We start from the raw sequence: 24857 nt of genomic DNA, 5'->3' as shown, positions 1-24857 counted from the left end.
CCCCCTATTTCGGATGTCTGAGGCGCGGATTGGCGACGATCGCCCCGATGTCCGCAATGATGTTCAGGCTGATATAGACGGCGGCGAAGACCAGGCCGACCGCCTGCACCACCGGCACGTCGCGCTTGGTGACGTGATCGACCAGATATTGCCCCATGCCGGGATAGACGAAGATCACCTCGACCACGACGACGCCGACGATGAGGTAGGCGAGGTTGAGCATGACGACGTTGATGACCGGCGCGATGGCATTGGGGAAAGCATGCTTGCGGATGACGTTGAAGGCCGACAGGCCTTTCAGTTCCGCCGTCTCGACATAGGCCGACTGCATGACGTTGAGGATGGCCGCGCGCGTCATGCGCATCATGTGGGCAAGAACAACCAATGTCAGGGCCGTCGCCGGCAGCGCGATCGCCTGCATGCGCTCGCCGAACGGCATGCCGTCATAGACCGTGGAGATGGCGGGAAACCATTGGTACTTCACGGCAAAGAAATAGACGAGCACATAGCCGATGAAGAATTCCGGGAAGGAGGTCGAGGCAAGCGCCAGGCCGGAGATCAGCTTGTCGACCCAGCCATTGCGGTAGCGCACCGCGATCAGGCCGAGGATGATGGCCAGCGGCACAGCCACGACCGCCGCCCAGAAGGCGAGGAACAGCGTGTTCCACAGCCGCCCTTTGATCGAGGTCGCGATATCCTGGCCGCTCGACATGGCGGTGCCGAGATCGCCGGTGAGCACACCGCCGAGCCAGTGGAAATACCTGATGTAAGCCGGCTGATTGAGGCCGAGCTGCTCGCGCAGATTGGCGAGCGACTCCGGCGTCGCCGATTGTCCGAGGATGGCTTGTGCGACGTCGCCGGGCAGGATTTGGGTACCGGCGAAGATCAGGACCGAAACGGCCAGCAGGAGGACGATGCCCAGCGCAATGCGCTGGGCAATTAGTTTCACGATGGGTGAGGACATATCCGCAAAGCCGGGCTCAGGCTTCGAGCCAGCACTTCGCCAGCGCGTAGCCGTTCATCAGTTCCTGATGCGGATCGTCGACCCAGCCGCCAACCTTGGCGCCCGTCGCGTCGATGAACTGGTTGAACATCGGCAGGATCAGGCCGCCTTCGTCGCGGACCATGACAGCCATGTCGTGGTACATCGCCTTGCGCTTGGCCTCGTCCAGTTCGGCGCGCGCGGCCAGCACCATCTTGTCGAAGTCCGGACGCTTGAAACGGGTGTCGTTCCAGTCGGCGGTCGACAGATAGGCGGTCGAGTACATCTGGTCCTGGGTCGAGCGGCCGCCCCAGTAGGAGGCGCAGAAGGGCTGCTTGTTCCAGACTTCGTTCCAGTAGCCGTCGCCGGGCTCGCGCTTGATCTCGAGCGTGATGCCGGCCTTGGCCGCGCTCTGCTGGTAGAGCTGTGCGGCATCGACGGCGCCGGGGAAGGCGACATCCGATGTGCGCAGCAGCACGGAGCCGTCATGGCCCGACTTCTTGAAGTGGAACTTGGCCTTGTCTGGATCGTATTTGCGCTGTTCGATCTCGGTGAACAGCGGGTAGGAAGCATTGATGGGGAAGTCGTTGCCGAGCGAGCCGTAGCCGCGCAGGATCTTGTCCAGCATCTCTTCGCGGTCGATCGCCAGCTTCAACGCCATGCGCAAATCGGCGTTGTCGAAGGGCGCCGTGTCGCAATGCATGATGAAGACGTAGTGGCCGGGGCCGGCATGGTTGCGGATGGTAACGCCCGGAAGGCGCTTGATCAGGTCGACGATCTTCGGCTCGACGCGGTTGATCATATTGACCTGGCCGCCCTGCAGGGCCGCCGTGCGCGCCGTCGCATCGTTGATAACGACGACTTCGATCTGGTCGGCATGGCCCATCTTGTCGCCCTGCCAGTAATTGGCGAAGCGCTCGCCGACATGGCGCACACCGGGTTCGTTGGTCTTGACCACGTATGGGCCGGCCGAGATGCCGGCATCGGGCTTGTCCTTGCCGCCGTTGGGCTGGACGATCAGGTGATAGTCGCTGAGCAGATAGGGAAGGTCGGCGTTGGCCTCCTTCAGCGTCAGCACCACTTCCTTGCCGCTGGCCTTGATGGTCTCGATGCCCTTCATGTAGCCGAGTGCGCCGGACTTCGACTTTTCGTCCGAATGGCGCTCGAGCGTGGCGGCGACGTCCTCGGCGGTCACGGTCTTGCCGTTGTGGAACTCGACGCCGTCGCGGATTTTCAGCGTCCACACCTTGGCGTCGTCGGACGAGCCGATCTCCTCGGCGATGCGGTTCTCGAGCTTGCCCTCGGGCGACAGCTCGACGATCATTTCGCCCCAGCACTTGCCGAAGGCGAACGGCACCTGCGTCATCATCAGCGCCGGATCGAGGCTGTTGGTGGATTCACCGCCGACCAGGCCGGCCTTCAGCGTGCCGCCCTTGACCGGGCCTTCCGCGCGAGCCGCACTGGAAAGCAGCATATTGGCGAAGGGTGCGGTGACGCCGAGCGCGGCCGCACGGCCGAGAAAATCACGACGGCTCAGCTTGCCGGATGCAACGCGCCGGCTCAGATATTCGAGTTCGTTAGACATTTGAGTTCCTCACTCTGTTGGTTCGACCTTGTGGTCGTTTTTTTGTTTGTTGTTACCAAAGGGATATTGACCGGAAGGCAAAGCCGTAAGCAAGACGGAATGCGACATGCCGTGGCGTAAATCGCACGTCGCAACTGGACCAGTCGGATCTGCGCTCAGAGCAGGTCGCGCGGGATCGTCTCTTGGAAATCGCGTTCGAAAACCAGCGCTTCGCCGTCATAGGCTTCGATTCTGGCGTTGACGATGAAGTTTTGCGCATCGCAGCGCATTTCGGCCGATGTCTCGGTGCGCACCGACCATCCATTTCGCGACAGGGTCTGCGTCCAGTGCGTGCGACCCGAGGCCGACAGCGGGTCGTCGGGATGGATCGACCATGTCTCGCGGGCGATGCTGCCATTGGCCAGCCCATGCGCGAGATCGCGCACCGCGCCGAAATCGTCCGTGATCGACAGCGTGACGATGCCGGTCTTCTCGTCGCGACCGACATGGCGCTCGGAATTCGCCGCCCGGACAGTCCCGGTTGCCCAGGGCGTAGCGCCTTCAGGGGCCTGGAATGAGACCTCGCTGCCTTTTGCCAATGGGCGCAACGGCAGCCTCAGCGTCGCCGCCGAAAGGTCGAGCCGCACCGGCTCGGGCGACGGCCAGATCATCGGCCAGTAGGCGTTGGACACTGCGATGCGCAGGCGGTGTCCGGCCGGAACGCGGTAGGCGCATTGGTCGAGGATAACGCGCGCCGAAACGGTCTTGTCGGGCACTAATGCTTCCGGGGATTCGTGCGAGTTGCGATGCGTCAGGTTGAGCACGCCGTAGGAGATCAGCTCCGAGGCGCCGTCGGGATGCACGTCGCACAGCCGTACCGCAATGTTTGCCTGTGGCCGATCCGACGATACCCGGATGAGAAGCTCCGGCGCGCCGACGATGTCGATGGCTTCAGCGAGCGGTGGCTGGTCGAAACAGACCGACAGTGCGTCGTCGGGGCGCTGGTCGCCCGGCAGTTCCGGACCAAAGGTGAAGGGAAAATATTCGCCGCCGGCGAGCCCGCAGCTTTGCGGCGAAGCGACGATCGCGGGCTGGGCGCCGGCAGCGATGAGTTCGATCGCCTCGACCTTGATGTTGGGTGACGGCCATTCCTGTTCGGCGACCCAGCGGCCCGGCCGCGCGGGGTGCCAGCGCGACGGCCGCACACTGTCCATCACATAGGCGCGGTAGTCCGGGTCGGCCTCGACGCCGGTGTCTACGCCCTTCAGCCAGCGGTCCCACCAGCGCAGCGCTTCCTGCAGGAAGCCGATGGCGGGTTTTGGTCCGGCATAGTGCGGGTATTTGTGGATCCACGGCCCGACAATGCCCTTCACCGGCGCCTGGATGTTGGTGACCAGGTGCGAGATCGTGTTGCGGTAGCCGTCATGCCAGCCGCCGATCGACAGCACTGCCGCTTTGACAGCGGAAAAATCCTCGCAGATCGAACCGCGTTTCCAGTAGGCGTCGCGATGCTGATGGCTGAGCCAGAGCGGCAAAAGGAAAGACTGGTTCTCCAGCCGTGTCAGCCACAGATCGCGCCAGCGGTTGTCGCCGGCAATCAGCGGATCCGGTGGCCGCGACGAGTAGGACAGCATGGTCGAAGCCCAGCCGAAATTCTCGGTCAGCAGGCAGCCGCCCTTGTAATGGATGTCGTCGGCATAGCGGTCGACGGTCGAACACAGGCTGATGACAGCCTTCAGCGCCGGCGGCTGTTTGGCCGCCACCTGCAGGCAGTTGAAGCCGCCCCAGGAGATGCCCATCATGCCGACGCTGCCGTTGCACCAAGGCTGGCTTGCCGCCCAGGCGATGACATCGCAGGCATCCTGCAATTCCTGCTCGGAATATTCGTCGTCCATCAGCCCTTCGGAATCGCCATTGCCGCGCATGTCGACGCGGATCGAGGCGTAGCCATGGCCGGCGAAATAGGGATGCGTCAGCTGATCGCGAAAGATGGTGCCGTCGCGCTTGCGGTAGGGCAGATGCTCGAGGATCGCCGGCACCGGATCATCGCCCGCATCCTCCGGCATCCACACCCGCGCCGACAGCCGGCAGCCATCCGGCATGACGATGCCCATGTCGGGGAATTCGACGACCTGGCGGGGAAATTCGGTGACGGTTTTCATGGGCTGGCATAACGCCCCGCCAGCCCGCGACTTTCAATCGCCATTCGCGACTGGAGCAGCGAAAAATGCGACCTGGCCAGCGCCTACCTCACGACCTCAGTTCAGAGGGATATCGTTCTCGGCCTTGCTGTCCTGATAAGCGCCGGACAGTTCATCGTAGCGCGCCGAGATCTTACCGATGCGCGCCTCCAACCGGCCGCGCTCGGCCTCGGGCAAAGCCCGCACCAGCCTGCGTATGGAAAAACTCTTCCAATAGGCGTTCTCGGCATTGTAGCCGCCGGGGTCGAGGGTGAAGACCTCTTTCAGGATTTTCAGATCATGCGGGATGGCGAAACTGTCGCGCGAATCCTCGTGGCTGAAGAGGTAGTAGAAATTGTCGAAGCCGGTCCAGGTGATCGCCGACAGGCAGAGCGAGCAAGGCTCGTGCGTGGCGATGAAGATGGCATCCTTGGTGTCGACACGCTCGGCCTTGGGCATTTCATAAAAACGCTTCAGGCAGTGCACTTCGCCATGCCAGAGCGGGTTTTCCATCTCATTGTTGGTTTCGGCCAGTACCAGGGAATGGTCGCCCTTGCGCAGGATCGCGGCGCCGAACAGCTTGTTGCCATGGGCCACGCCTTCTTCTGTCTTCGGCACGATGTCTTGCTCGATGACATCGAGCAGGCGGTCGATCAGCGATATTTCGGTCATTAATGGTTCTCGTCGGGGAGATGGATTTCGTAGGGGTGCGAAAAATGGAATTCTTCGAGGTTGGAGCCATCGCCGCCACGGTCGACAATGACGAAATCCTGGGCATCGCCGAGCGGCGTCAGCACGCCATGCCAGAGATTGCGCGGATAGTTGATGCCTTGGCCGGTCGCGGTGATGAACGCATGCGGCTCGCCCGGACCATCCTTGCCGTCATGGCAGACGACGACCAGGAACGGCCGCGGCGACAGCGGAATGAAGGCCTGGCTGCCGAACGGGTGGCGCTCGACCATGGTCAGTTTCAGCGGCAGTTCGTAAGGCATGCCGCGCGCCATCGAGATCAGTACGCGGGCATTCGGACCTGCGGCGTCAGCCGTGGCAAGATCGTGGTAGCGCTCGGTCTTGCCGCCATTGATCGGGTAGTGATTGTCGCCGCCCATGTCGATGACGTCGCCGAAGCCGGCAAAGCTTTCACGGGTCAGCGGCCGCGCAACGATGCGGCTCACCGCGCGCGACCGCCAATGCCCGCCCCGCCGAGCTTGGCGTGTCGGTTGACGTCCTTGTAGAGCAGATAGCGGAATTTGCCGGGGCCGCCGGCGTAGCACGCCTGCGGGCAGAAGGCGCGAAGCCACATGAAGTCGCCGGCCTCGACCTCGACCCAGTCCTGGTTGAGGCGGTAGACCGCCTTGCCCTCCAGCACATAGAGCCCGTGTTCCATCACATGCGTCTCGGCGAACGGAATGACGGCGCCGGGCTCGAGCGTGACGATGGTGACATGCATGTCATGGCGCATGTCGGCCGGATCGACGAAGCGCGTCGTCGCCCAGCGGCCCTCGGTGCCGGCCATGGGCGCCGGCTCCACTTGCTGGTCACTGCTGAACAGGGCTTCCGGCGCGTCGATGCCATCGACGACCTCATAGGCCTTCCTGATCCAGTGGAAGCGCACTGCATCGCGACCTTCGTTGTGCACCGTCCAGCCGCTGGCGGGCGGCAGGAAGGCAAAGCCGCCGGCTTGAAGCACGTGCTTCTTGCCGGCGAGCGAAACAGTCAACGCGCCCTCGACCACGAACAGCACGCCCTCGGCGCCGGCGTCCGGCTCCGGCCGTTCGCTGCCGCCGCCGGGCAAAACCTCGACGATATATTGCGAAAATGTCTCCGCGAAACCCGACAGCGGCCTGGCGATGATCCAGGCTCTGGTCTTGTCCCAGAACGGCAGGGGGCTGGTGACGATGTCCTGCATCACCCCCTTCGGGATGACGGCATAGGCCTCGGTGAAGACGGCGCGGCCGGTCAAAAGCTCATTTTGGCCGGGATGGCCGCCATGCGGCGCATAGTAGGTTTTCTGGTCAGTCTTGATCATATCCATTGGGTCCTGACCCCTCAGTCATTAGAGCGGGAGCATGTCTTTCAGGCGGAGCAGCGCGATGCGCTCGACCTGTTTGCAGGCGGTATCGAGTTCGACGCCACGACTGTTGCCGATGCGCGCCTCGAACTCGGCGAGGATTTCCTCCTTGGTCTTGCCCCGCACCGCGATGATGAAAGGGAAGCCGAAGGTGGTGACGTAAGCGGCGTTGAGCTTGGAGAACAGCTCGCGCTCCTTGTCGGTCAAGGCGTCGAGGCCGGCGGAAGCCTGCTCGCGGGTCGATTCCGCCGTCAGGCGTCTCGCCTTGGCCAGCTTGCCGGCGAGGTCGGGATGGGCGTTGAGCACGCCGAGCCGTTCGGTCTCGCTGGCGGCACGGAAGACGCGGCACAGCGCATTGTGCAGGCCGCCGGCACTGTCATGCGCCGGTCCAAGCTCCAGTTCGTAGGCGCGTTCGGCAATCCACGGCGAATGCTCGAACACGCCGCCGAACGTGTGGACGAAGGTCTCGAACTCCATCTTCGACGGCTTGAGCGCCGCCGGCTTGTAGGGATGGGTCTCCTGCCAGTGCCGGGCGATATCGATGCGCCGCGCCAGCCAGACCTTGTCGTGCGATTTGACATAATCGACGAAGCGCTTCAGTGCCGCCACCCGGCCTGGACGTCCGACGAGGCGGCAATGCAGGCCGATATTCATCATGCGCGGCCGGCCCGCTTTACCTTCGGCGTAAAGCGTGTCGAAACTGTCTTTCAAATAGGCAAAGAACTGATCGCCCGAATTGAACCCTTGCGGCGTGGCGAAGCGCATGTCGTTGGCGTCGAGCGTGTAGGGGATGACGAGCTGCGTGCCGCCACTGTGCTCGAACCAGTAGGGCAGTTCGTCGTCATAAGTGTCCGACACATAGTCGAAACCGCCTTCTTCTGCGACCAGCCGCACCGTGTTGACCGACGTGCGGCCGGTGTACCAGCCGGTCGGGCGCTGCCCGGTCACCTCATAGTGCAGCTTGATCGCCGCTTCGAGGTCGCGGCGCTCATCCTCGGCACTGTGATCGCGGTAGTCGATCCATTTCAGCCCGTGCGAGGCCATCTCCCAGCCGGCCTCCTGCATCGCCGCCACCTGGTCGGGCGAGCGGGCAAGGGCGGTGGCGACGCCGTAGCAGGTCACAGGCACGTCAGCCTCGCTGAACAGGCGCAGCAGCCGCCAGAAGCCGGCGCGTGCGCCATATTCGTAGATCGATTCCATGTTCCAGTGGCGCTGGCCTATCCAGGGCGCCGCGCCGACGATTTCCGACAGGAAGGCTTCCGATGCCTTGTCACCGTGCAGCACGCAGTTCTCGCCACCTTCCTCGTAGTTGACGACGAATTGCACGGCTACATGCGCGCCGCCGGGCCATTTCGGATCCGGCGGATTGGCTCCGTAGCCGCGCATGTCTCTAGAGTAACGCATTGCCCCTCCTGCCGGACGCTGCCGGAAGTTGTCATCAGGATAGTCGAAAGGACTGCCTGCGCATTCCCCCGAAATTTTTGAAAGTGTTTTTGTGCCGCTCCGCTCGACCGGGACTTATGCATCGCCTTTAATTGGCGCACAATTCATTGCTTTGTTCGATTGTACCGAGATGGGAGGCGCGGGTGGCAGAAACGTCGAAAGCCGATGGCGGACGTCTGACGACGCATGTGCTCGACACCGCGACCGGCAAGCCGGCGGCGGGCCTGTCGATCGCGCTCTATCATCTTGAGGGCGACGAGCGGACACATCTGAAGACCGTTGTCACAAATGCCGACGGCCGCTGCGATGCGCCGCTGCTGGCAGGGGCGGAGTTTCGCACCGGCGAGTACGAACTGATCTTCGCGGCCGGCGACTATCTGCGCGGCCAGGGAACAAACCTGCCGAAACCGGCCTTCCTCGATACCGTGCCAATCCGCTTCGGCATGGCTGCGACAGTGCATTATCACGTGCCATTGCTTATCTCTCCTTATGGCTACTCGACTTACAGGGGGAGCTGACGCATGGCCAAAGTCACCATCCGCAACGAGATCCGTTTCATCCTCAATGGCAGGGATGTTGCGCTGCCATCAATGGCGCCAGACGCGACCTTGCTCGATTGGCTGCGGCTCGACCGCTCGCTGCGCGGCACCAAGGAAGGCTGCGCCGAGGGCGATTGCGGCGCCTGCACCGTGCTGGTCGGCAAACTCTCGGCCGGCAAGCTGGTCTATGAAAGCGTCAATGCCTGCATCCGTTTCCTCGGCTCGCTCGACGGCACCCATGTCGTGACCGTCGAGCATCTGCGCGGCGCGCCCGACCAGTTGCATCCAGTGCAGCAGGCGATGGTCGATTTCCACGGTTCGCAATGCGGCTTCTGCACGCCGGGCTTTGTCATGTCGCTTTACGGCCTGTGGATGAAGTCGCCCGACCCGTCGAATGCAGCGATCGAAAAGGCGCTGCAAGGCAATCTCTGCCGCTGCACCGGCTACGAGGCGATCATACGCGCCGCGCGCGCCATCTCCAGCTACGGCAAGGCGGCAAAGGATCCGCTGGCGGCCGAGCGCAAGGCGATCACGGCAAGACTCCAGGCCATGCATGACGGCTCGCGTGTCGAAATCGGCACGGGCAAGCAGCGACTGGTCGTGCCGGCCAACGTCGACGATTTTGCCGCCGTGCTGGACAAGGAGCCCGGCGCCACGGTTGTCGCCGGCTCGACCGATGTTGGCCTGTGGGTCACCAAGCATATGCGTGACATTTCACCGGTGGTCTTCATCGGCAATCTCGACGGGCTGTGCGCGATTTCCGAAGACAATGACGTCATCACCATCGGCGCCGGCGTCACCTACACGGACGCCTTCGCGACGCTGGCGAAGCGTATCCCGGCGCTCGGTCCGTTGTTCGACCGCATCGGCGGCGAACAGGTGCGCAATATGGGCACCATCGGCGGCAACATCGCCAATGGCTCGCCGATCGGCGATACGCCGCCGCCCCTGATCGCGCTCGGCGCGCAGCTGACAATGCGCCGGGGCAAGAAGCGGCGCACCATCCCGCTGGAGAACTTCTTTATCGCCTATGGCAAACAGGACCGGCAGCCGGGCGAATTCGTCGAGGCTGTGCATGTTCCTGTGCCGACTAAGGGCACAAAGTTTGCCGTCTACAAGATCACCAAGCGCCGCGACGAGGACATCACCGCAGCCCTCGGCGCCTTTTTCCTCGATCTGGCCAAGGATGGCACTGTGGCTGACATATGCATCGCCTATGGCGGCATGGCAGCGACACCGAAGCGGGCTTTCGGCGTCGAAAAGGCGCTGCTCGGCAAGCCGTGGACGGAGGCGACGGTGGAAGCGGCGATGGCCGAATATGCCGGCGATTTCACCCCGCTGACCGATATGCGAGCTTCGGCCGAATACCGAGCACTGGCGGCCAAGAACCTTTTGCTGCGCTTCTTTGCCGAGACCAGCGGCAGCAAGGCGCCGTTCCAGGTGTCACGAAACGAGGCGGCATGATGAACAAGCACGCTTCCCCCAACCTCAAGGCGCAAAAAATCTCAGGCGGCGTTGCCACCGACCAGCGCCATGATTCCGCGCACAAGCATGTCAGCGGCACCGCCGTTTACATCGACGATCTGCCGGAACCGGCAGGCATGCTGCATGGCTGCCTCGGCCTGTCCACGGCGACGCATGCGACGATCACCAAAATGGACCTGTCGGCGGTGCGCGCCGCGCCGGGCGTCGTTGACGTGCTGACGGCCAAGGATGTTCCGGGCGAGAATGACATCTCACCGACCGGCCGCCACGACGAGCCGGTGCTGGCCGACGACAAGGTGCAGTTTTACGGCCAGCCGATCTTCTGCGTCATTGCCAGGACGCGCGAGGAGGCACGCCGCGCCACGCGACTGGCCAAGGTCGAATACAGTCAATTGCCGTTCGTCACCGATATTGGCGACCTCGACCCGCGCAAGGACAGACTGGTCACGCCGCCGCTGACCTTGAAGCGCGGCGATGCCGCTGCCGCGATCAAGGCGGCGCCGCGCCGGCTGAAGGGCAAGATACGCATCGGCGGCCAGGAGCATTTTTATCTCGAAGGCCATATCGCCATGGCCATTCCCGGTGAGGACCAGGACGTCACCATCTATTCCTCGACCCAGCATCCGAGCGAAGTGCAGCATATGGTCAGCCATGCGCTGGGCGTGCCGAGCAACGCTATCACGGTGGAAATCCGCCGCATGGGCGGCGGCTTTGGCGGCAAGGAGACGCAAGGCAACCAGTTTGCCGCCCTGGCGGCGATTGCCGCGAAGAAACACCATCGCGCCGTAAAGATCCGGCCCGACCGTGACGACGACATGATTGCCACCGGCAAGCGCCACGACTTCCTCGTCGACTACGAGGTCGGCTTCGACGACGACGGTAACATTCTTGGCGTCGACTTCATGTTCGCAGCGCGCTGCGGCTTCTCGTCGGACCTCTCAGGCCCGGTCACCGACCGCGCGCTGTTCCACTGCGACAACACCTATTTCTGGCCTGCGGTGCATGCGCAGTCGGCGCCGCTCTACACCAACACCGTGTCGAACACGGCGTTTCGCGGCTTCGGCGGTCCGCAAGGCATGGTCGGCGCCGAACGCGTCATCGACGAGGTCGCCTTTGCCGTCGGCAAGGATCCGCTCGAGATCCGCAAGCAGAACTTTTACGGCACCAGCGATCGCAACGTCACGCCCTACCACCAGACGGTCGAGGACAACATCATCCACCGCATCGTCGCCGAGCTGGAGGCGAGTGCCGACTATGCAAGCCGCCGCCGCATCATCCAGGCTTTCAACGCCAACAGCCGCTTCATCAAGCGTGGCCTGGCGCTGACGCCGGTGAAATTCGGCATCTCGTTCACCGCCACCCACTACAATCAGGCCGGCGCGCTGGTGCATGTCTACACCGACGGTTCGGTGCATCTGAACCATGGCGGCACCGAGATGGGGCAAGGCCTTTACGTCAAGGTGGCGCAGGTGGTGGCGGAAGAGTTCCAGATCGACCTCGACCAGGTCAAGATCACCGCGACGACCACCGGCAAGGTGCCGAACACTTCGGCCACCGCGGCCTCGTCCGGCACCGACCTCAACGGTATGGCAGCGCAGAACGGCGCCCGCCAGATCAAGGACCGGCTGACCGATTTCGCCGCTGAAAAATACCAGGTGCCGCGCGACCAGGTGCTGTTCCTTCCCAACCGGGTGCGCATCGGCAATCAGGAGATCGCTTTCGCCGACCTGATCAAGCAGGCCTATATGGCGCGCATCCAGCTGTCGGCGGCGGGTTTTTACAAGACGCCGAAAATCCACTGGAACCGCGACAAGGGCGAGGGCCGTCCGTTCTATTATTTCGCCTATGGCGCCTCGTGCTCGGAAGTCTCGGTCGACACGCTGACCGGCGAATATGTGGTCGAGCGCACCGACATCTTGCATGACACCGGCCGCTCGCTGAACCGCGCCATCGACCTTGGCCAGATCGAGGGCGGCTTCATCCAGGGCATGGGCTGGCTGACCACGGAAGAACTATGGTGGGACGACAAGGGCCGGCTGCGCACCCACGCGCCGTCGACCTACAAAATCCCGCTCGCGTCCGACCGGCCGAAGATCTTCAACGTCACGCTGGCCGACTGGCCGGAGGCCAACGAGCCGACGGTGCACCGTTCCAAGGCGGTTGGCGAGCCGCCCTTCCCGCTCGGCATGTCGGTGCTGCATGCACTGTCCGATGCGGTGGCCAGCGTTGCCGACCACAAGGTCTGTCCACGCCTCGACGCGCCGGCGACGCCGGAACGCGTGCTGATGGCGATCGAGCGGTTGAGAGCCGGAAACCCGGCGTGAGCGAGCCAGAACGTGCAAATCACGCTTGAAACCGCTATATTTCCCATCCGGGAAGCTGGAACATGAACTCGAAAGTGCAAAGCCTGAAAGCTTTTCTCGGCAGCGCCGGCCGGCTTGCTTTGGCCGAAGTGGCGGGCACCAAAGGCTCGACGCCACGCGAGAAGGGCGCGTTTATGCTCGTCTCGGCATCAGCGATTTTCGGCACGATCGGCGGCGGCCAGCTCGAGTATATGGCGATCGACAAAGCCAGGCAGATGCTTTTCTCCCCCCTCGAGGGGGAGATGGCCGCGAAGCGGCCAGAGGGGGTCCTCTCAGAGGGCACCGCAAGGGCGTCGCGCACTGCCGCAACGACCCCACCCGGCGGCTCCGCCGCCACCCTCCCCTCGAGGGGGAGGGGAACCCGTATCGAGGTCGATGAAGTCTGCGCCACGCTCGATGTGCCGCTAGGCCCCGAAATCGGCCAATGTTGCGGTGGGCGCGTCGAAGTCTTGATCCGGCTCGTCGATACCGCGCTTGCAGCCGAACTGGTTACGGCGGCGGAAGCCGAGGAAGCACATCTGCCGCATGTCTACATCTTCGGCGGCGGCCATGTCGGCCAAGCGCTGGCCTCGACCATCGCGCTGCTGCCGGTTCACGGCGTCGTCATCGAGACGCGGGCCGAGGCGCTGGAAGGCATGCCGGAAACCGTCGAAACGCGGCTGACACCAATGCCCGAAGCCGAGGTGCGCAACGCCCCCGCCGGCACCGCCTTCGCCATCCTCACCCATGATCACGCGCTGGATTTCCTGATCGTTGCCGAAGCGTTGAAGCGCGACGACGCGGCCTATGTCGGCATGATCGGCTCGAAGACCAAAAAGGCGACGTTCAAGCACTGGTTCCTGAAATCGGCGGATGGCTCCAAAACAGAGTTCGCCCGCCTCGTCTCGCCAATCGGTGGCGATGCGGTCAAAGACAAGCGCCCGCCCGTCATTGCGGCGCTTGCTGCTGCCGAGGTCATGACGGCGCTGGTCGTTCACAACGCTGTCTCGAATGCCGAACAGCAGGTCTCACAGGACAAGGCGATGGCCGGCTAAGCTTCGCCGCAGCTAGGCCGGCCGCTTCAAACCCAGATGCTCGCGCAAGGTGCTGCCCTGGTACTCCCGGCGGAACAACCCGCGTCGCTGCAGTTCCGGCACCACGAGGTCGCAAAAGGCATCGAGTTCGCCGGGGAACCAGGACGGCATGACGTTGAAGCCGTCGGCGCCGCCGCCTTCGAACCGTGCTTGCAGCTCATCGGCGACCTGGGCGGCTGTCCCGACGATACGCCAATGGCCGCGTGCGCCGGCGAAGTGACGGGCAAGCTCGCGGATCGAAAGGCCGTCGCGGCGCGACTGTTCGACGACCAGCGCCTGCCGACTCTTCATCCCCTCTGTCTCCGGCAATTCCGGCATCGGCCCGTCGATCGGATAGCGCCCGAGGTCGGAGATGCTGAGATAGCTGGACAGCAGCGCGACGCCGACATCGTCGGGAATCAGCGCCTGCAATTCCTCGTGTTTCTCCCGCGCTTCTGCCTCGGTTTCCGCCACCACGGGCGACACACCAGGCATGATCTTGATGTCGTCGGGCTCGCGCCCATAGGTCGCCATGCGGCCTTTGAGATCGTCATAAAAGGCTTTCGCTTCCTCGAAAGTCTGCGCTGCAGTGAACACCACATCGGCGGTGCGGGCAGCAAGGTCGCGGCCGACATCCGAGGCGCCGGCCTGGACCATCACCGGCGCGCCCTGCGGCGAGCGCGGCAGGTCGAGCGGATCGCGCACCGAAAAGCTCTGGCCGTCATGGCCGTGAAAGCCGCCGCCTTGCCAAAGTCCTGATACCACCTCGGCGAACTCACGCGCCCGCTCATAGCGGTCGGCATGAGGCTTGAGACCGGTCGCACCGAAATTGGCGGCTTCGATGGGGCTCGCTGATGTCACCAGATTCCAGCCGGCGCGGCCGCCGCTCAGCTGGTCGAGCGACAGGAAGGTGCGCGCCAGGCCGTAGGGCTCGTTGTAGCTGGTCGAGGCCGTCGAGACGAGGCCGATGCGGCTGGTCTGCACGGCGAGCGCCGACAACAGGCTGATCGGCTCGAAGCCGATCGAGCGCGAGGTCTGGCTGGCGATGCCGACATTGGCTTCGCGCAGGCCGGCGGCGTCCTCGCAGAACACCATGTCGAACTTCGCCGCTTCCGCCGTGCGCGCCAGCCGGATGTAATGGTCAATGTCGATGCCCGCTGTCACATGCGCCTTGGGATGGCGCCAGGCGGCGATGTGGTGCCCCGTCGCCCACAGGAAGGCGCCGAGCTTCATCTGGCGGGTCATTGCGCACCTCCGGCAAGTCCGAGATGCGAGCGCAATGTCGTGCCGGGATATTCCGCCCGAACCAGATCGCGCCGCTGCAGAACCGGCAGCACGCGGCCGAAGAAGCCCTCGAGCGCGGAGGGCGACATCGCGATGTTGAACCCGTCGCAGCTTTGCGACCGGAACGACGCCTCGAGGCTGTCGGCTGCGACATCGGCACCAACAGTCAGCAGCAACTTGACCGCATCCGGATCGCGTCCGCAGGCTGCAACGCGCCGCTTCAGGTCGTCGTAGCGCGCCTTGGCGTCCTTAACCTCGTCGAGCAGGATGACATCGGCGGTCCGGGCCGCAATATCCAGATCGGCCTCGGACAGCACCAGCACCGGGCTATCCTGCGGCGAGCGCGCAACGTTCAGCGGACCGCGCACCGAGAAGAACTCGCCCTTGTGGTCGAGGAGATGCATCCTGCCGGGATCGTGGAAGCGGCCGCCGGTCTTGTCGAACAGCAGCGCATCCGCATCCCAACCCTGCCATAGGCCTTGAACGATGCCGATATATTCTTCGGTACGACGGCGGAAATCGGCTTCGGAAAAACCATCCGGCCGACTGAAATTGGCGGCGTCGCGTGGCGCCTGCGCCATGGTCGCGTGCCAGCCTGCGCGGCCATGGCTGATGATGTCGAGCGAAGCAAAACGGCGCGCCAGATTGTAGGGCTGATGGGCGACGGTCGATGCGGAGGCAACGAGGCCGATCCTGTTCGTCACCGCTGCCAGCGCCGCCAGCAGGGTCGTCGCCTCGAAAGGGCTCTTCGATCCGGCGCTGTCCGGCGCGGAGTCGTCGAGGACAATCATGTCCAGCCCGGCCGCTTCCGCCTGGTTGGCAAAATCGGCGAGGTCGCCGAACGCGAGCGGCTGCCCGGAAGCAATGTTGAGCGAAACGGCGAGATGCATTGTGGTTTGCTTGTCAGTCGGCGCGGGGCCATCGAGGCGGAGCATGCAAGCCTAAGGTCGCCTGCGTGTAAGGCAACCCTTGCGACTGGGCCAACGGCCCATCACTTGCCGGCCAGCAAATCCTTGATCAGCCGCTGGCAGCGCTCGGCCATGAAGTCGAGCAGCAGCCGCACCTTCGGATCCTGCAGCTTCTTGTGCGGATAGACGGCAGCGAACTGCACCGGCGTCGGCGGCGTGCTGGCCAGGATGACCTGCAGTCGGCGGTCGCGGATGAACGGCTCAACCTCGAAGCGCGGCTTGTTGATGATGCCGCGCCCCGACAGCGCCCAGCCGGTCAGCACGTCGCCATCGTCGGTGTCATAGGGGCCGTGCACCTCGAATTTCTGCGGGCCGGACGGCGTTTGCAGCGTCCAGACATATTCGCGCGCGCCGGAATAGCGCAGCATCAGGCAGTCATGCTTCTTGCCGATCAGCTCCTGCGGCTCCAGGGGTTCGCCGCGCGCCTCCAGATATTTCGGCGCCGCGACCAGCACGCGCTCGCATTCCATGATGCCGCGCATTCGCAAGCTGGAATCCTCGATGATGCCGAGCTTGAAGGCGACGTCGATGCCTTCCTTCATGATATCGATGTTGTGGTCCGAGAGCCTGAGCCGCACCTCGATATCGGGGTATTTGTCGTGAAAATCCGGAATACCCGAGGCCACCAGCCGGCGGCCGAGACCGAGCGGCGCCGTCACCCGGATGGTGCCGCGCGGCTGGCCGGAGAGCGCCGAGACCGCGGCTTCCGCCTCGGTGATCGCTTCCAGCACCTGTTTGGCGCCGGAATAAAAGACATTGCCATGTTCGGTCGGCATCAATTGCCGCGTCGTGCGATTGAACAGCCGCACGCCAAGGTGTTTTTCCAGCTCCTTGATGCGGTTGGAAGCGACCGCAGGTGAGATTCGCATGTCGCGGCCCGCCGCCGACAGATTGCCAAGCTCGACGACACGGACGAAGACGGCGATGTTGTCGAGATAGGCCATAAGATTTTCGTGGCTCTCAAACGGCTGCGTGGGATCAACCTACTATTTTCCATTTTTTTTTGAAAGTCATCGTACACCTCGCCTCTTTTCGTTTGCGCGCCACACCGTAAAGTCAGCCAATCGGCAGGGACGATTTCAAATGATGGATTTCGCGATTTTCTGGGACTGGCTGAGTTTTGCCGTGCGCTGGCTGCACGTCGTCACCGGCATTGCCTGGATCGGCTCGTCCTTCTACTTCGTCGCGCTCGATCTCGGCCTGCGCCAGCGTCCCGGCATGCCGGTCGGCGCCTTTGGCGAGGAATGGCAAGTGCATGGCGGTGGCTTCTACCACATCCAGAAATATCTGGTGGCGCCGGCTGAAATGCCCGAGCACCTGACCTGGTTCAAATGGGAATCCTACGCCACCTGGCTGTCCGGCTTCGCCATGTTGTGCGTGGTCTACTATGCCGGCGCCGACCTGTTCCTGATCGATCCCAACGTGCTGCCCATGTCGGTGCCCGTCGGCATCCTGCTGTCGATGGCCACGATCGGCGTCGGCTGGGTGGTCTATGATCTGCTGTGCCGCTCGCCGCTCGGCAAAAGCGACACCGGGCTGATGCTGGTGCTCTATGGCGTGCTGGTGTTCATCGCCTGGGGGCTGACGCATCTGTTCACCGGCCGCGCCGCCTTCCTGCATCTCGGCGCCATCACCGCCACGATCATGTCGGCCAATGTCTTCATGGTGATCATTCCAAACCAAAAGATCGTCGTTGCCGACCTCATCGCCGGCCGCAAGCCCGATCCGAAATACGGCAAGATCGCCAAGCAGCGCTCGCTGCACAACAATTACCTGACCCTACCCGTGCTGTTCCTGATGCTGTCGAACCACTATCCGCTGGCGTTCGGCACAGAGTTCAACTGGGTCATCGCCTCGCTGGTGTTCATCATCGGCGTCTTGATCCGGCACTATTTCAACACCGTGCACAAGCGTGCCGGCAACCCGCACTGGACCTGGATGGCGGCTACGGTGCTGTTCGTTATCATCATCTGGCTGTCGACGGCGCCGAAGATACTGACTGGCGAACCCAAGGCGTCCGCCGCAGCCGAGGTCTACATTGCGTCTTCGCATTTCCCGGCGGTGCGCGACACCGTGCTCGGCCGCTGCTCGATGTGCCACGCGGCCGAGCCGGTCTATGAAGGCATCTATCATGCGCCGAAAGGTGTGATGCTCGACACCGATGCCGGCATCGCCGAGCATGCGCGCGAGATCTACCTGCAGGCCGGGCGCAGCCACGCCATGCCGCCGGCCAACATCACCCAGATCAGCGACAAGGAGCGGGCGCTGCTGGTCGCTTGGTTCGAAGGCGCAGGGAAATAAGCATGACCTCCACACTTCTGCGCGGCCGCACGCTGAGCTTTTTGCGCTGGCCCGAAGCAATCGACGACCATGCCGCCTGGCGCTACGAGGAGGATGGCGGCCTGCTGATCCGCGACGGCCGGATCATAGCGGCCGGCGCCTATGCGCAAGTCGAGAAACAGGCCGGCGAGGGCGTAAAGAAAATCGACCATCGGCCGCATCTGCTGCTGCCGGGCTTCATCGACGCGCATGTGCATTTCCCGCAGATGCAGATCATCGCCTCTTATGGCGCCGAGCTGCTCGACTGGTTGAACACCTACACCTTTCCCGAAGAGACCAAATTCGCCAATGCCCAGCACGGCCGCCGCATCGCCCGGCTGTTCCTCGACGAAATGGTGCGCCACGGCACGACGACGGTCGCCGCCTATTGTTCCGTTCACAAGGCCTCGGCCGAAGCCTTCTTCGCCGAGTCGCATGACCGCAACATGCTCAACATCGCCGGCAAGGTGATGATGGATCGCAATGCGCCGGCAGGCGTGCTCGACACGCCGCAATCCGGCTATGACGACACCAAGGCGCTGATTGCGGAATGGCATGGCAAGGGGCGCCAGCACTATGCGATCACGCCGCGCTTCGCCATCACCTCTTCGCCGGAGCAGCTGGAAATGGCCGGCGCGCTCTGCCGCGAGCATCCTGACCTGCACATGCAGACACATTTGTCGGAAAACCACGCCGAAATCGCGTTCACCCAACAGCTCTATCCGCAGGCGCGCGACTATACCGACGTCTACGAGCAGTACGGGTTGTTGGGGCCAAAGAGCCTGTTCGGCCACTGCATCCATCTGTCGGAGCGCGAAGCGGATGCGCTATCCGACTCAGGCTCGGTGGCGGTGTTCTGCCCGACCTCGAACCTGTTTCTCGGTTCCGGCCTGTTCGACTACCAGCGCTTTCGCCGCCGCGACAAGCCGCTGCGCATTGCCGCCGCTACCGATGTCGGCGGCGGCACCAATTATTCGATGCTGCGTACCATGGACGAAGGCTACAAGGTGATCGCGCTGAACGGCGAGAAGCTGAACCCGTTCCAGTCCTTTTGGCAGCTGACGCGCGGCAATGCCGAGGCGTTGTCGGTGGCGGAGAAGGTCGGCACGCTCGATGAAGGCACCGACGCGGACATCACCGTGCTCGACGCCCGCGCCACCCCGGCGATGCGGCTACGGATGGAAACTGTGGAGACGCTGGCCGAAGAGCTGTTCCTGCTGCAGACGCTGGGCGACGACCGCGCGGTGCGCGAAGTCTATGTCGCCGGGCGGCCGGCCAAGAGCGACATGGCCAGCTAGGCTTCCCATGCCGTCCTTGCTTGACCCGGCGGCGGCCATCGGTCAAACCGTGCGGCGACATTGACAGGGGAACGACATGACCGCTGCGGACGACATCGCTCTGATCCAGAAACAGGAAGAGACGCTGGTCTTCCCGGCCTTCGACGAGGCCGTCGCCTTCAAGATCGGCGCGGCGATCCGTGAGCGGGCGCTGGCCGAAGCCATGCCCATCATCGTCGACATCAGGTTGTGGGATCGGCCGCTGTTCTATGCCGCGATGCCCGGTTCGAACGCCTCCAATCCGGATTGGGCGCGGCGCAAGATCAACGTGGTCAAGCGTTACCTCAAAAGCACCTATCGCCTGGTGCTGGAACAGCAGCGCCCCGACCGCACCTTCAAGGTCGGCGAGGGTTTGGATATAGCGGACTACGTGTTGGCCGGCGGCGGCTTCCCGGTGACGGTCAAGGGCGCCGGCGTCATCGGCGCGATTACGGTCTCGGGCCTGCCGGAGCGTGACGACCACGGCGTCGTCGTCGAGGCGATCTGCAAGCATCTGGGCGTCGACGCGCACAAACTGGCTCTGCCGCCGGAAACAAAATGACCGACCCCAAGCCTTTCCTCATTTCGATCTTCAATGCCGCTCTCGCTGCCGCCGATCCGGAGCGGACGATCAGGGATCATCTACCGGCCAGGCCCAAGGGCCGCACCATCGTCATCGGCGCCGGAAAGGGTTCGGCACAGATGGCGGCAGCTTTCGAGAAGGCGTGGGATGGCCCGATCGAAGGGCTGGTCGTCACCCGCTATGGCTATGGCGCCAAATGCGAGCGCATCGAGATCATCGAAGCGGCGCATCCGGTGCCGGACGCAGCCGGGCTTGAGGCCTCGCGGCGCCTGCTCGAGAAGGTGCAGGGGCTGACGGCTGACGATCTGGTCGTGGCACTGATCTCCGGCGGCGGCTCGGCGCTGTTGCCATCGCCTGCCGCCGGTCTGACGCTGGCCGACGAGATCGCCGTCAACGAGGCGCTGCTCGCTTCCGGTGCGCCGATCGCGGCCATGAACACCATTCGCAAGCATGTCTCGACCATCAAGGGCGGCCGGCTGGCCGCAGCCGCCTGGCCGGCCAAAGTGGTGTCGCTGGTGGTCTCCGACATTCCCGGCGACAATCCGGCCCTGGTGGCCTCCGGCCCGACCGTCCCCGACACCGGCAGCCGCGCCGATGCGCTGGCCTCGATAGTGGCCTATGGCATGAAACTGCCCGACGCCGTCATGGCGCATATCAATTCGCCGACCGCCGATGCGCCGCGCCCCGATGATCCGCGCTTTGCCGGCAATGAAGTGCACCTGATCGCTTCGGCTGGCGTGTCGCTGGAAGCGGCAGCCGCCGAGGCAAAACGGCAAGGCATCGAAGCCGTCATCCTTTCCGATTCCATCGAGGGCGAGGCGCGCGAGGTCGGCGGCGTGCATGCCGCGATTGCGCGCGAAGTGGCGACGCGCAACCGGCCGTTCCAGAAGCCGGTGCTGATCCTGTCGGGCGGCGAAACAACGGTGACCTTGCGTGCCAAGGGCAAGGGCGGCCGCAACTCGGAATTCCTGCTCGCCTTCGCCATCGCCATCGGCGGCGCGGACAATATCCATGCACTCGCCGCCGACACGGACGGCATCGACGGTTCGGAAGACAATGCCGGCGCCTTCGCCGACGGCTCGACCGTGGCGCGCATGCGTGCATCTGGCGTCGATGCCAAGGCGATGCTGGCGGGGAACAATGCTTGGACGGCGTTCAATGCCGTCGGCGACCTGTTCGTGCCTGGGCCTACAGGCACGAATGTGAATGATTTGAGGGCGATTCTGATCCGCTGAGTCGCGGAGCGGGCCATCAAACTTCGTGCAAATAGAGGTGGTAATCCAGCTCGCTGACGGTGCGGGCGACGCGCAAATATTCGGACTGCTTGATCGCCACGAAGGTGCGGTGCAGATCTTCGCCCAGCGCCTCTTTCAGGAAGCTCGAGGCCCGCGCCGCCTCGATCGCGGCGCGCCAGTCGACCGGCATGGTCGTGCGCGTGACAGCTGCTTCATAGCCATTGCCAGTCGTCTCCGGGCCGGGGTCGAGGCCTTCGTCCAGTCCCTTAATGATGCCTGCCAGCACCGTTGCCGCGATCAGGTAGGGGTTGGCATCGACGCCCGACGGCCGGTGTTCGATGCGCCGGTTCTTGGCGTCGCCAGCCGGCACGCGCAGTGCCACCGAACGGTTGTTGACGCCCCAGGTCGGCGCCACCGGCGCATAGGATTGCGAGACGAAACGCCGCCAGGAATTGGCGTGCGGCGCAAACACCAGCATCGATTCGGCCATGGTCTGGATCAGGCCGCCGAGCCCTTGCAGCAGCGGCAGCGACCAGCTCTCGCCGCCGGCCTCGGCAAACACGTTTCGGCCGGCCTTGTCCTGCAGCGAAACATGGAAATGCATGCCGGATCCGGCGTATTTCTCGATCGGCTTGGCCATGAAGCAGGCGGTGACGCCATGTCGGCGCGCCTGCGCCCGTACCAGCCGCTTCAGCATGACGAGGTCGTCAGCCGCCCGCATCACATCCTTGCGGTAGTTCAGCGTCAGTTCGTATTGGCCGGGCGCATACTCGGAAATCACGGTCTCGGCCGGGATGCCTTGCGCCTTGGCCGCGGCATAGATGTCGGAAAACAGCGGCTCCATGCCATGCAGATGGTCGACCGAATAGACCTCGGTCTTGGCCGAGCGGCGGCCGTCGAGCACGGCGTCCGCCGGCTTCACCTTGCCGTCGGCGTCGCGCTCATTGGCCAGCAGGAAAAATTCGAGCTCGAAAGCGCCGGCGGGGTAGAGGCCCTTGGCCGCCAATATGTCGACCTGCCTGGCCAGTGCCAGCCTGGGGTCCGACGACATTGGCTGTCCGTCGAGATGGTACATCGCCATCAGCAACTGGCCGCGCGGCGGGCTGGTGCCATAGAGCGGCACCAGCGTGCCGGGGATCGGCCATGCCCTGAGGTCGCCGTCGCCGGTCGTCCAGATCAGCCCGGTCTCGTGCACATCCTCGCCGGTGATATCGAGGCCGAGGATCGAGATCGGCATGTGGCGGCCGCCCTCATAGATGCTTTTCAGCTCATGCCGGCGCACGATCTTGCCGCGGCCGACGCCGTTGGCGTCGGTCAAGACGATGTCAAAAGCTTCGATTTCAGGGTGGGCGTCGAGAAAGGCTTGCGCCTCGGCGGGCGTCGAGCCCGAAGGTGAAGTCATGATTACTGTACTCAAGGTTTCCTTGGCGGTCCGTTCGGCAGCCGCCCGTTCAGTCGCCGCCCGTTCAGTCGCTTGTCTCATGCCGTCAGCCTTGCCGCAACTGTGGCGAAGGCGGTGATCAGCCGGTTGACCTGGGCGCCGGTGGTGGCCGGCGAGATCAGCATCATGTTGTGGAAAGGCGCGATCAGCACGCCCTGGTTGACCAATGCGACATGGACAGCGGCTTCGAGCTCCGGCGCGTGTGCCGCTTCCGCCTCGGCGCCATTGCGCAACGGGCCGGGCGCGGAGATGAACTCGATGCGGGCGCCGACGCGGGCGACATGCCAGGGCAGGCGGTAGCGGTCGATGACCCCGGTCAGCCCGGCGTCGAGCCGCAGCGCCAGACGGTCCATATGGGCGTAATTCTCTTGCGTCATCACCTCTTCGAGCGTGGCGCGCATGGCCGCGAATTGCAGCGGGTTGGCCGATAGCGTCGTGCCCATGCCGGAATAACCGGGTTGCTTGGTTCTGTTGTAGTCGGCGTAGCGGTTGGCGACTCCATCACTCATGCCCCACACGCTCGCCGGCACGCCGCCGGCGATCGGCTTGCCCAGAACGAACAGGTCGGGATCCAGCCCATATTTCCTAGTGTAGCCGCCGGGACCGGTGGAGATGGTGTGGGTCTCGTCGATGAGAAGCAGCGTGCCGGCCGCGCGCGTCAGTTTGCGCAAGGCATCGTGGAAACCCGGATCGGGCAGCACCATGCAGGAGTTGGTCAGCACCGGCTCTGCGATGACGCAGGCCACGTCCCTGTCCTTGAGCGACGCTTCCAGCGCGGCAATATCGTTGAACTCGATGACCTTCGCCGTCTTGGTCAGGTCGCGGAATTCGCCCGCCAGCCCCGGCCGGTTGACCGGGATACCGTCGACCAGCCGCACCATCGTCTCGTCGACCGAGCCGTGATAGCAGCCGTTGAAGACCAGGATTTTTTCGCGCCCCGTCACGGCCCGAGCAACGCGCAGTGCAAAGCGGTTGGCGTCGGTGGCGGTGGTCGCGATCTGCCAGAACGGCAGGCCGAAGCGCTGTGCGAGAAGCGACCCGATCACCAACGCATCTTCCGAAGGCAGCATGTAGGTCAGGCCGCGCCCGGCCTGGCGGCGGATGGCGCGCGCCACCGGTGGCGGCGAATGGCCGAACATCGAGCCGGTGTCGCCAAGGCAGAAATCGTCGAGCCTGTTGCCGTCAATGTCGGTGATGGTGGCGCCCTTGGCGCTGTCGACCAGGATCGGGAACGGCGTCGGCCAGTCGTTCATCCAGTGCATCGGCACGCCGCCGAAGAAACCGGGCAGGCCGTTGCCAACCTTGGCCGCCGATTTCGGCCGCGCCTTGCGGAAGGCTTCAGCCTCACTCTCGCGCAACTGGGCGATGCGGGTGGCGCTGATGCCGCCGATGGACGCCTTTGAACTGTCAGTACTGTGCATGAAATCCCTCTCAGCAGGCACACTAGCCAATTGGCGTCGGCAACCGCAATTGGCCGGGTCGATGCCCTGCATTGGCTCAGCGGCGAGTTCGACAGGCTTGACCTTGCGGCGCAGTCAGGCGCCAATGCGGTCGGGTTTGTGGTTTTGGGGGGAGAAAATGCGGACGATCATCTGCGCTATTGCGCTACTCTTGTCGGCCGGTGCGGCTTCGGCATCCGGCGGTATCTGGTGCGACGTCGATGATGCGATGGTGAAATTCGATGTCGGCGCCGGCGTCACCAGAGGCATGGGCGGCCCGACCTTCAATTTTCGCGGCGATCTCGAGATACTCGGCCGGCCGGAAGGCGACAGCCTGCGCAAGACCGTCTTCGAGGATTCCGACCTGACCCAGTACTGGCTCGACGACAAGGAGTTGCGGCTGAACATCTACCACGAGCATCAGCTCGGAGATAAATTCAACTCTGTCGAACTGACGATCCTGACCAAGACGAGCGACGAGGGCGTCTATGACGGCCAGTACACGCTTGCCGTCTACGACAATGCTGCCGATACGGAACAGGACGGCAAGCCGAAGGAATCGACCGGCAAGGTGTCGTGCGGGGCCGAATAGG

21 protein-coding genes are annotated in these 24857 nt (G+C 63.9%); 9 read left to right on the top strand and 12 right to left on the bottom strand.

Translation table 11 applies throughout. The features are described 5' to 3' along the window. Nucleotides 1-4 precede the first annotated feature (4 nt). From AC1D1B_RS02590 to puuE, 7 genes are all read right to left on the bottom strand, one after another. Entirely contained in the window at nucleotides 5-964 is a 960-nt protein-coding gene (locus AC1D1B_RS02590) for an ABC transporter permease (RefSeq protein ID WP_477329139.1), read from the bottom strand. A 16-nt stretch (nucleotides 965-980) separates the two neighbouring features. Then, the gene (locus AC1D1B_RS02585) at nucleotides 981-2567 is read right to left on the bottom strand and encodes an ABC transporter substrate-binding protein (RefSeq protein WP_477329138.1); all 1587 of its coding nucleotides are present in this window, start codon (nucleotides 2565-2567) and stop codon (nucleotides 981-983) included. 155 nt (nucleotides 2568-2722) lie between these two features. After that, nucleotides 2723-4708, bottom strand: coding sequence for a CocE/NonD family hydrolase (locus AC1D1B_RS02580; protein WP_477329137.1), 1986 nt, complete (start codon nucleotides 4706-4708; stop codon nucleotides 2723-2725). A 96-nt stretch (nucleotides 4709-4804) separates the two neighbouring features. Further along, nucleotides 4805-5398 (bottom strand): nucleoside deaminase, encoded by a 594-nt coding sequence (locus AC1D1B_RS02575; protein WP_477329136.1) that lies wholly within the window; start codon nucleotides 5396-5398, stop codon nucleotides 4805-4807. After that, nucleotides 5398-5901 carry an ureidoglycolate lyase gene (locus AC1D1B_RS02570; RefSeq protein WP_477329135.1) on the bottom strand — a complete coding sequence of 168 codons (504 nt, stop codon included), beginning with the start codon at nucleotides 5899-5901 and terminating at the stop codon, nucleotides 5398-5400. The genes AC1D1B_RS02575 and AC1D1B_RS02570 overlap by 1 nt, the downstream gene beginning before the upstream one ends. Then, complete coding sequence (locus tag AC1D1B_RS02565) at nucleotides 5898-6755, bottom strand: bifunctional allantoicase/(S)-ureidoglycine aminohydrolase (RefSeq protein WP_477329134.1); 858 nt, start codon at nucleotides 6753-6755, stop codon at nucleotides 5898-5900. The genes AC1D1B_RS02570 and AC1D1B_RS02565 overlap by 4 nt, the downstream gene beginning before the upstream one ends. Nucleotides 6756-6782: 27 nt before the next feature. After that, nucleotides 6783-8201, bottom strand: a complete 1419-nt coding sequence (gene puuE / locus AC1D1B_RS02560; protein WP_477329133.1) for an allantoinase PuuE — start codon at nucleotides 8199-8201, stop codon at nucleotides 6783-6785. Between the two features lie 182 nt (nucleotides 8202-8383). Here puuE and uraH point away from each other — a divergent pair, with 182 nt between their 5' ends. The 4 genes from uraH (at nucleotide 8384) to xdhC (ending at nucleotide 13661) form a co-directional block, all read left to right on the top strand. Further along, complete coding sequence (gene uraH, locus AC1D1B_RS02555) at nucleotides 8384-8758, top strand: hydroxyisourate hydrolase (RefSeq protein ID WP_477329132.1); 375 nt, start codon at nucleotides 8384-8386, stop codon at nucleotides 8756-8758. Between the two features lie 3 nt (nucleotides 8759-8761). Next, a complete protein-coding gene (gene xdhA / locus AC1D1B_RS02550) occupies nucleotides 8762-10243 on the top strand; it encodes a xanthine dehydrogenase small subunit (RefSeq protein WP_477329131.1) in 1482 nt (493 codons plus the stop codon). Beyond that, nucleotides 10243-12588 carry a xanthine dehydrogenase molybdopterin binding subunit gene (gene xdhB, locus AC1D1B_RS02545; RefSeq protein WP_477330511.1) on the top strand — a complete coding sequence of 782 codons (2346 nt, stop codon included), beginning with the start codon at nucleotides 10243-10245 and terminating at the stop codon, nucleotides 12586-12588. Before xdhA ends, xdhB begins: the two co-directional genes overlap by 1 nt. A gap of 62 nt (nucleotides 12589-12650) precedes the next feature. After that, the gene (gene xdhC, locus AC1D1B_RS02540) at nucleotides 12651-13661 is read left to right on the top strand and encodes a xanthine dehydrogenase accessory protein XdhC (RefSeq protein WP_477329130.1); all 1011 of its coding nucleotides are present in this window, start codon (nucleotides 12651-12653) and stop codon (nucleotides 13659-13661) included. A gap of 12 nt (nucleotides 13662-13673) precedes the next feature. Here xdhC and AC1D1B_RS02535 read toward each other — a convergent pair whose 3' ends face one another. The 3 genes from AC1D1B_RS02535 to AC1D1B_RS02525 form a co-directional block, all read right to left on the bottom strand. Further along, the gene (locus tag AC1D1B_RS02535) at nucleotides 13674-14924 is read right to left on the bottom strand and encodes an LLM class flavin-dependent oxidoreductase (protein WP_477329129.1); all 1251 of its coding nucleotides are present in this window, start codon (nucleotides 14922-14924) and stop codon (nucleotides 13674-13676) included. Then, nucleotides 14921-15853, bottom strand: a complete 933-nt coding sequence (locus AC1D1B_RS02530) for an LLM class flavin-dependent oxidoreductase (protein WP_477329128.1) — start codon at nucleotides 15851-15853, stop codon at nucleotides 14921-14923. The genes AC1D1B_RS02535 and AC1D1B_RS02530 overlap by 4 nt, the downstream gene beginning before the upstream one ends. A 101-nt stretch (nucleotides 15854-15954) precedes the next feature. Continuing rightward, the gene (locus AC1D1B_RS02525) at nucleotides 15955-16875 is read right to left on the bottom strand and encodes a LysR family transcriptional regulator (RefSeq protein WP_477329127.1); all 921 of its coding nucleotides are present in this window, start codon (nucleotides 16873-16875) and stop codon (nucleotides 15955-15957) included. Nucleotides 16876-17014: 139 nt separating this feature from the next. Here AC1D1B_RS02525 and AC1D1B_RS02520 point away from each other — a divergent pair, with 139 nt between their 5' ends. From AC1D1B_RS02520 to AC1D1B_RS02505, 4 genes are all read left to right on the top strand, one after another. Further along, nucleotides 17015-18232: a urate hydroxylase PuuD gene (locus tag AC1D1B_RS02520; protein ID WP_477329126.1), complete on the top strand. Its 1218-nt coding sequence runs from the start codon at nucleotides 17015-17017 to the stop codon at nucleotides 18230-18232. Nucleotides 18233-18234: 2 nt separating this feature from the next. Next, nucleotides 18235-19548 carry a guanine deaminase gene (gene guaD / locus AC1D1B_RS02515; RefSeq protein ID WP_477329125.1) on the top strand — a complete coding sequence of 438 codons (1314 nt, stop codon included), beginning with the start codon at nucleotides 18235-18237 and terminating at the stop codon, nucleotides 19546-19548. 76 nt (nucleotides 19549-19624) lie between these two features. Further along, nucleotides 19625-20128 carry a heme-degrading domain-containing protein gene (locus AC1D1B_RS02510; protein ID WP_477329124.1) on the top strand — a complete coding sequence of 168 codons (504 nt, stop codon included), beginning with the start codon at nucleotides 19625-19627 and terminating at the stop codon, nucleotides 20126-20128. Then, nucleotides 20125-21384, top strand: coding sequence for a glycerate kinase type-2 family protein (locus AC1D1B_RS02505; protein ID WP_477329123.1), 1260 nt, complete (start codon nucleotides 20125-20127; stop codon nucleotides 21382-21384). The genes AC1D1B_RS02510 and AC1D1B_RS02505 overlap by 4 nt, the downstream gene beginning before the upstream one ends. A gap of 16 nt (nucleotides 21385-21400) precedes the next feature. Here the strand turns inward: AC1D1B_RS02505 and AC1D1B_RS02500 are convergent, their stop codons facing one another. Both AC1D1B_RS02500 and AC1D1B_RS02495 read right to left on the bottom strand, forming a co-directional pair. After that, on the bottom strand, nucleotides 21401-22786 hold the full coding sequence (locus AC1D1B_RS02500) for a glutamine synthetase family protein (protein ID WP_477329122.1): 1386 nt from the start codon (nucleotides 22784-22786) through the stop codon (nucleotides 21401-21403). A gap of 77 nt (nucleotides 22787-22863) precedes the next feature. Next, a complete protein-coding gene (locus AC1D1B_RS02495) occupies nucleotides 22864-24246 on the bottom strand; it encodes an aspartate aminotransferase family protein (RefSeq protein ID WP_477329121.1) in 1383 nt (460 codons plus the stop codon). Between the two features lie 157 nt (nucleotides 24247-24403). On the opposite strand from AC1D1B_RS02495, the gene AC1D1B_RS02490 reads away from it, so the two are divergent. After that, on the top strand, nucleotides 24404-24856 hold the full coding sequence (locus AC1D1B_RS02490) for a hypothetical protein (RefSeq protein WP_477329120.1): 453 nt from the start codon (nucleotides 24404-24406) through the stop codon (nucleotides 24854-24856). The last annotated feature ends 1 nt before the right edge of the window (nucleotide 24857 follow it).

The sequence above is a fragment of the Mesorhizobium sp. P2_C5_2 genome (assembly GCF_056404535.1).
Note: the sequence above shows the minus strand (reverse complement) of the source record. Positions and strands in the feature narration are given on the sequence as shown.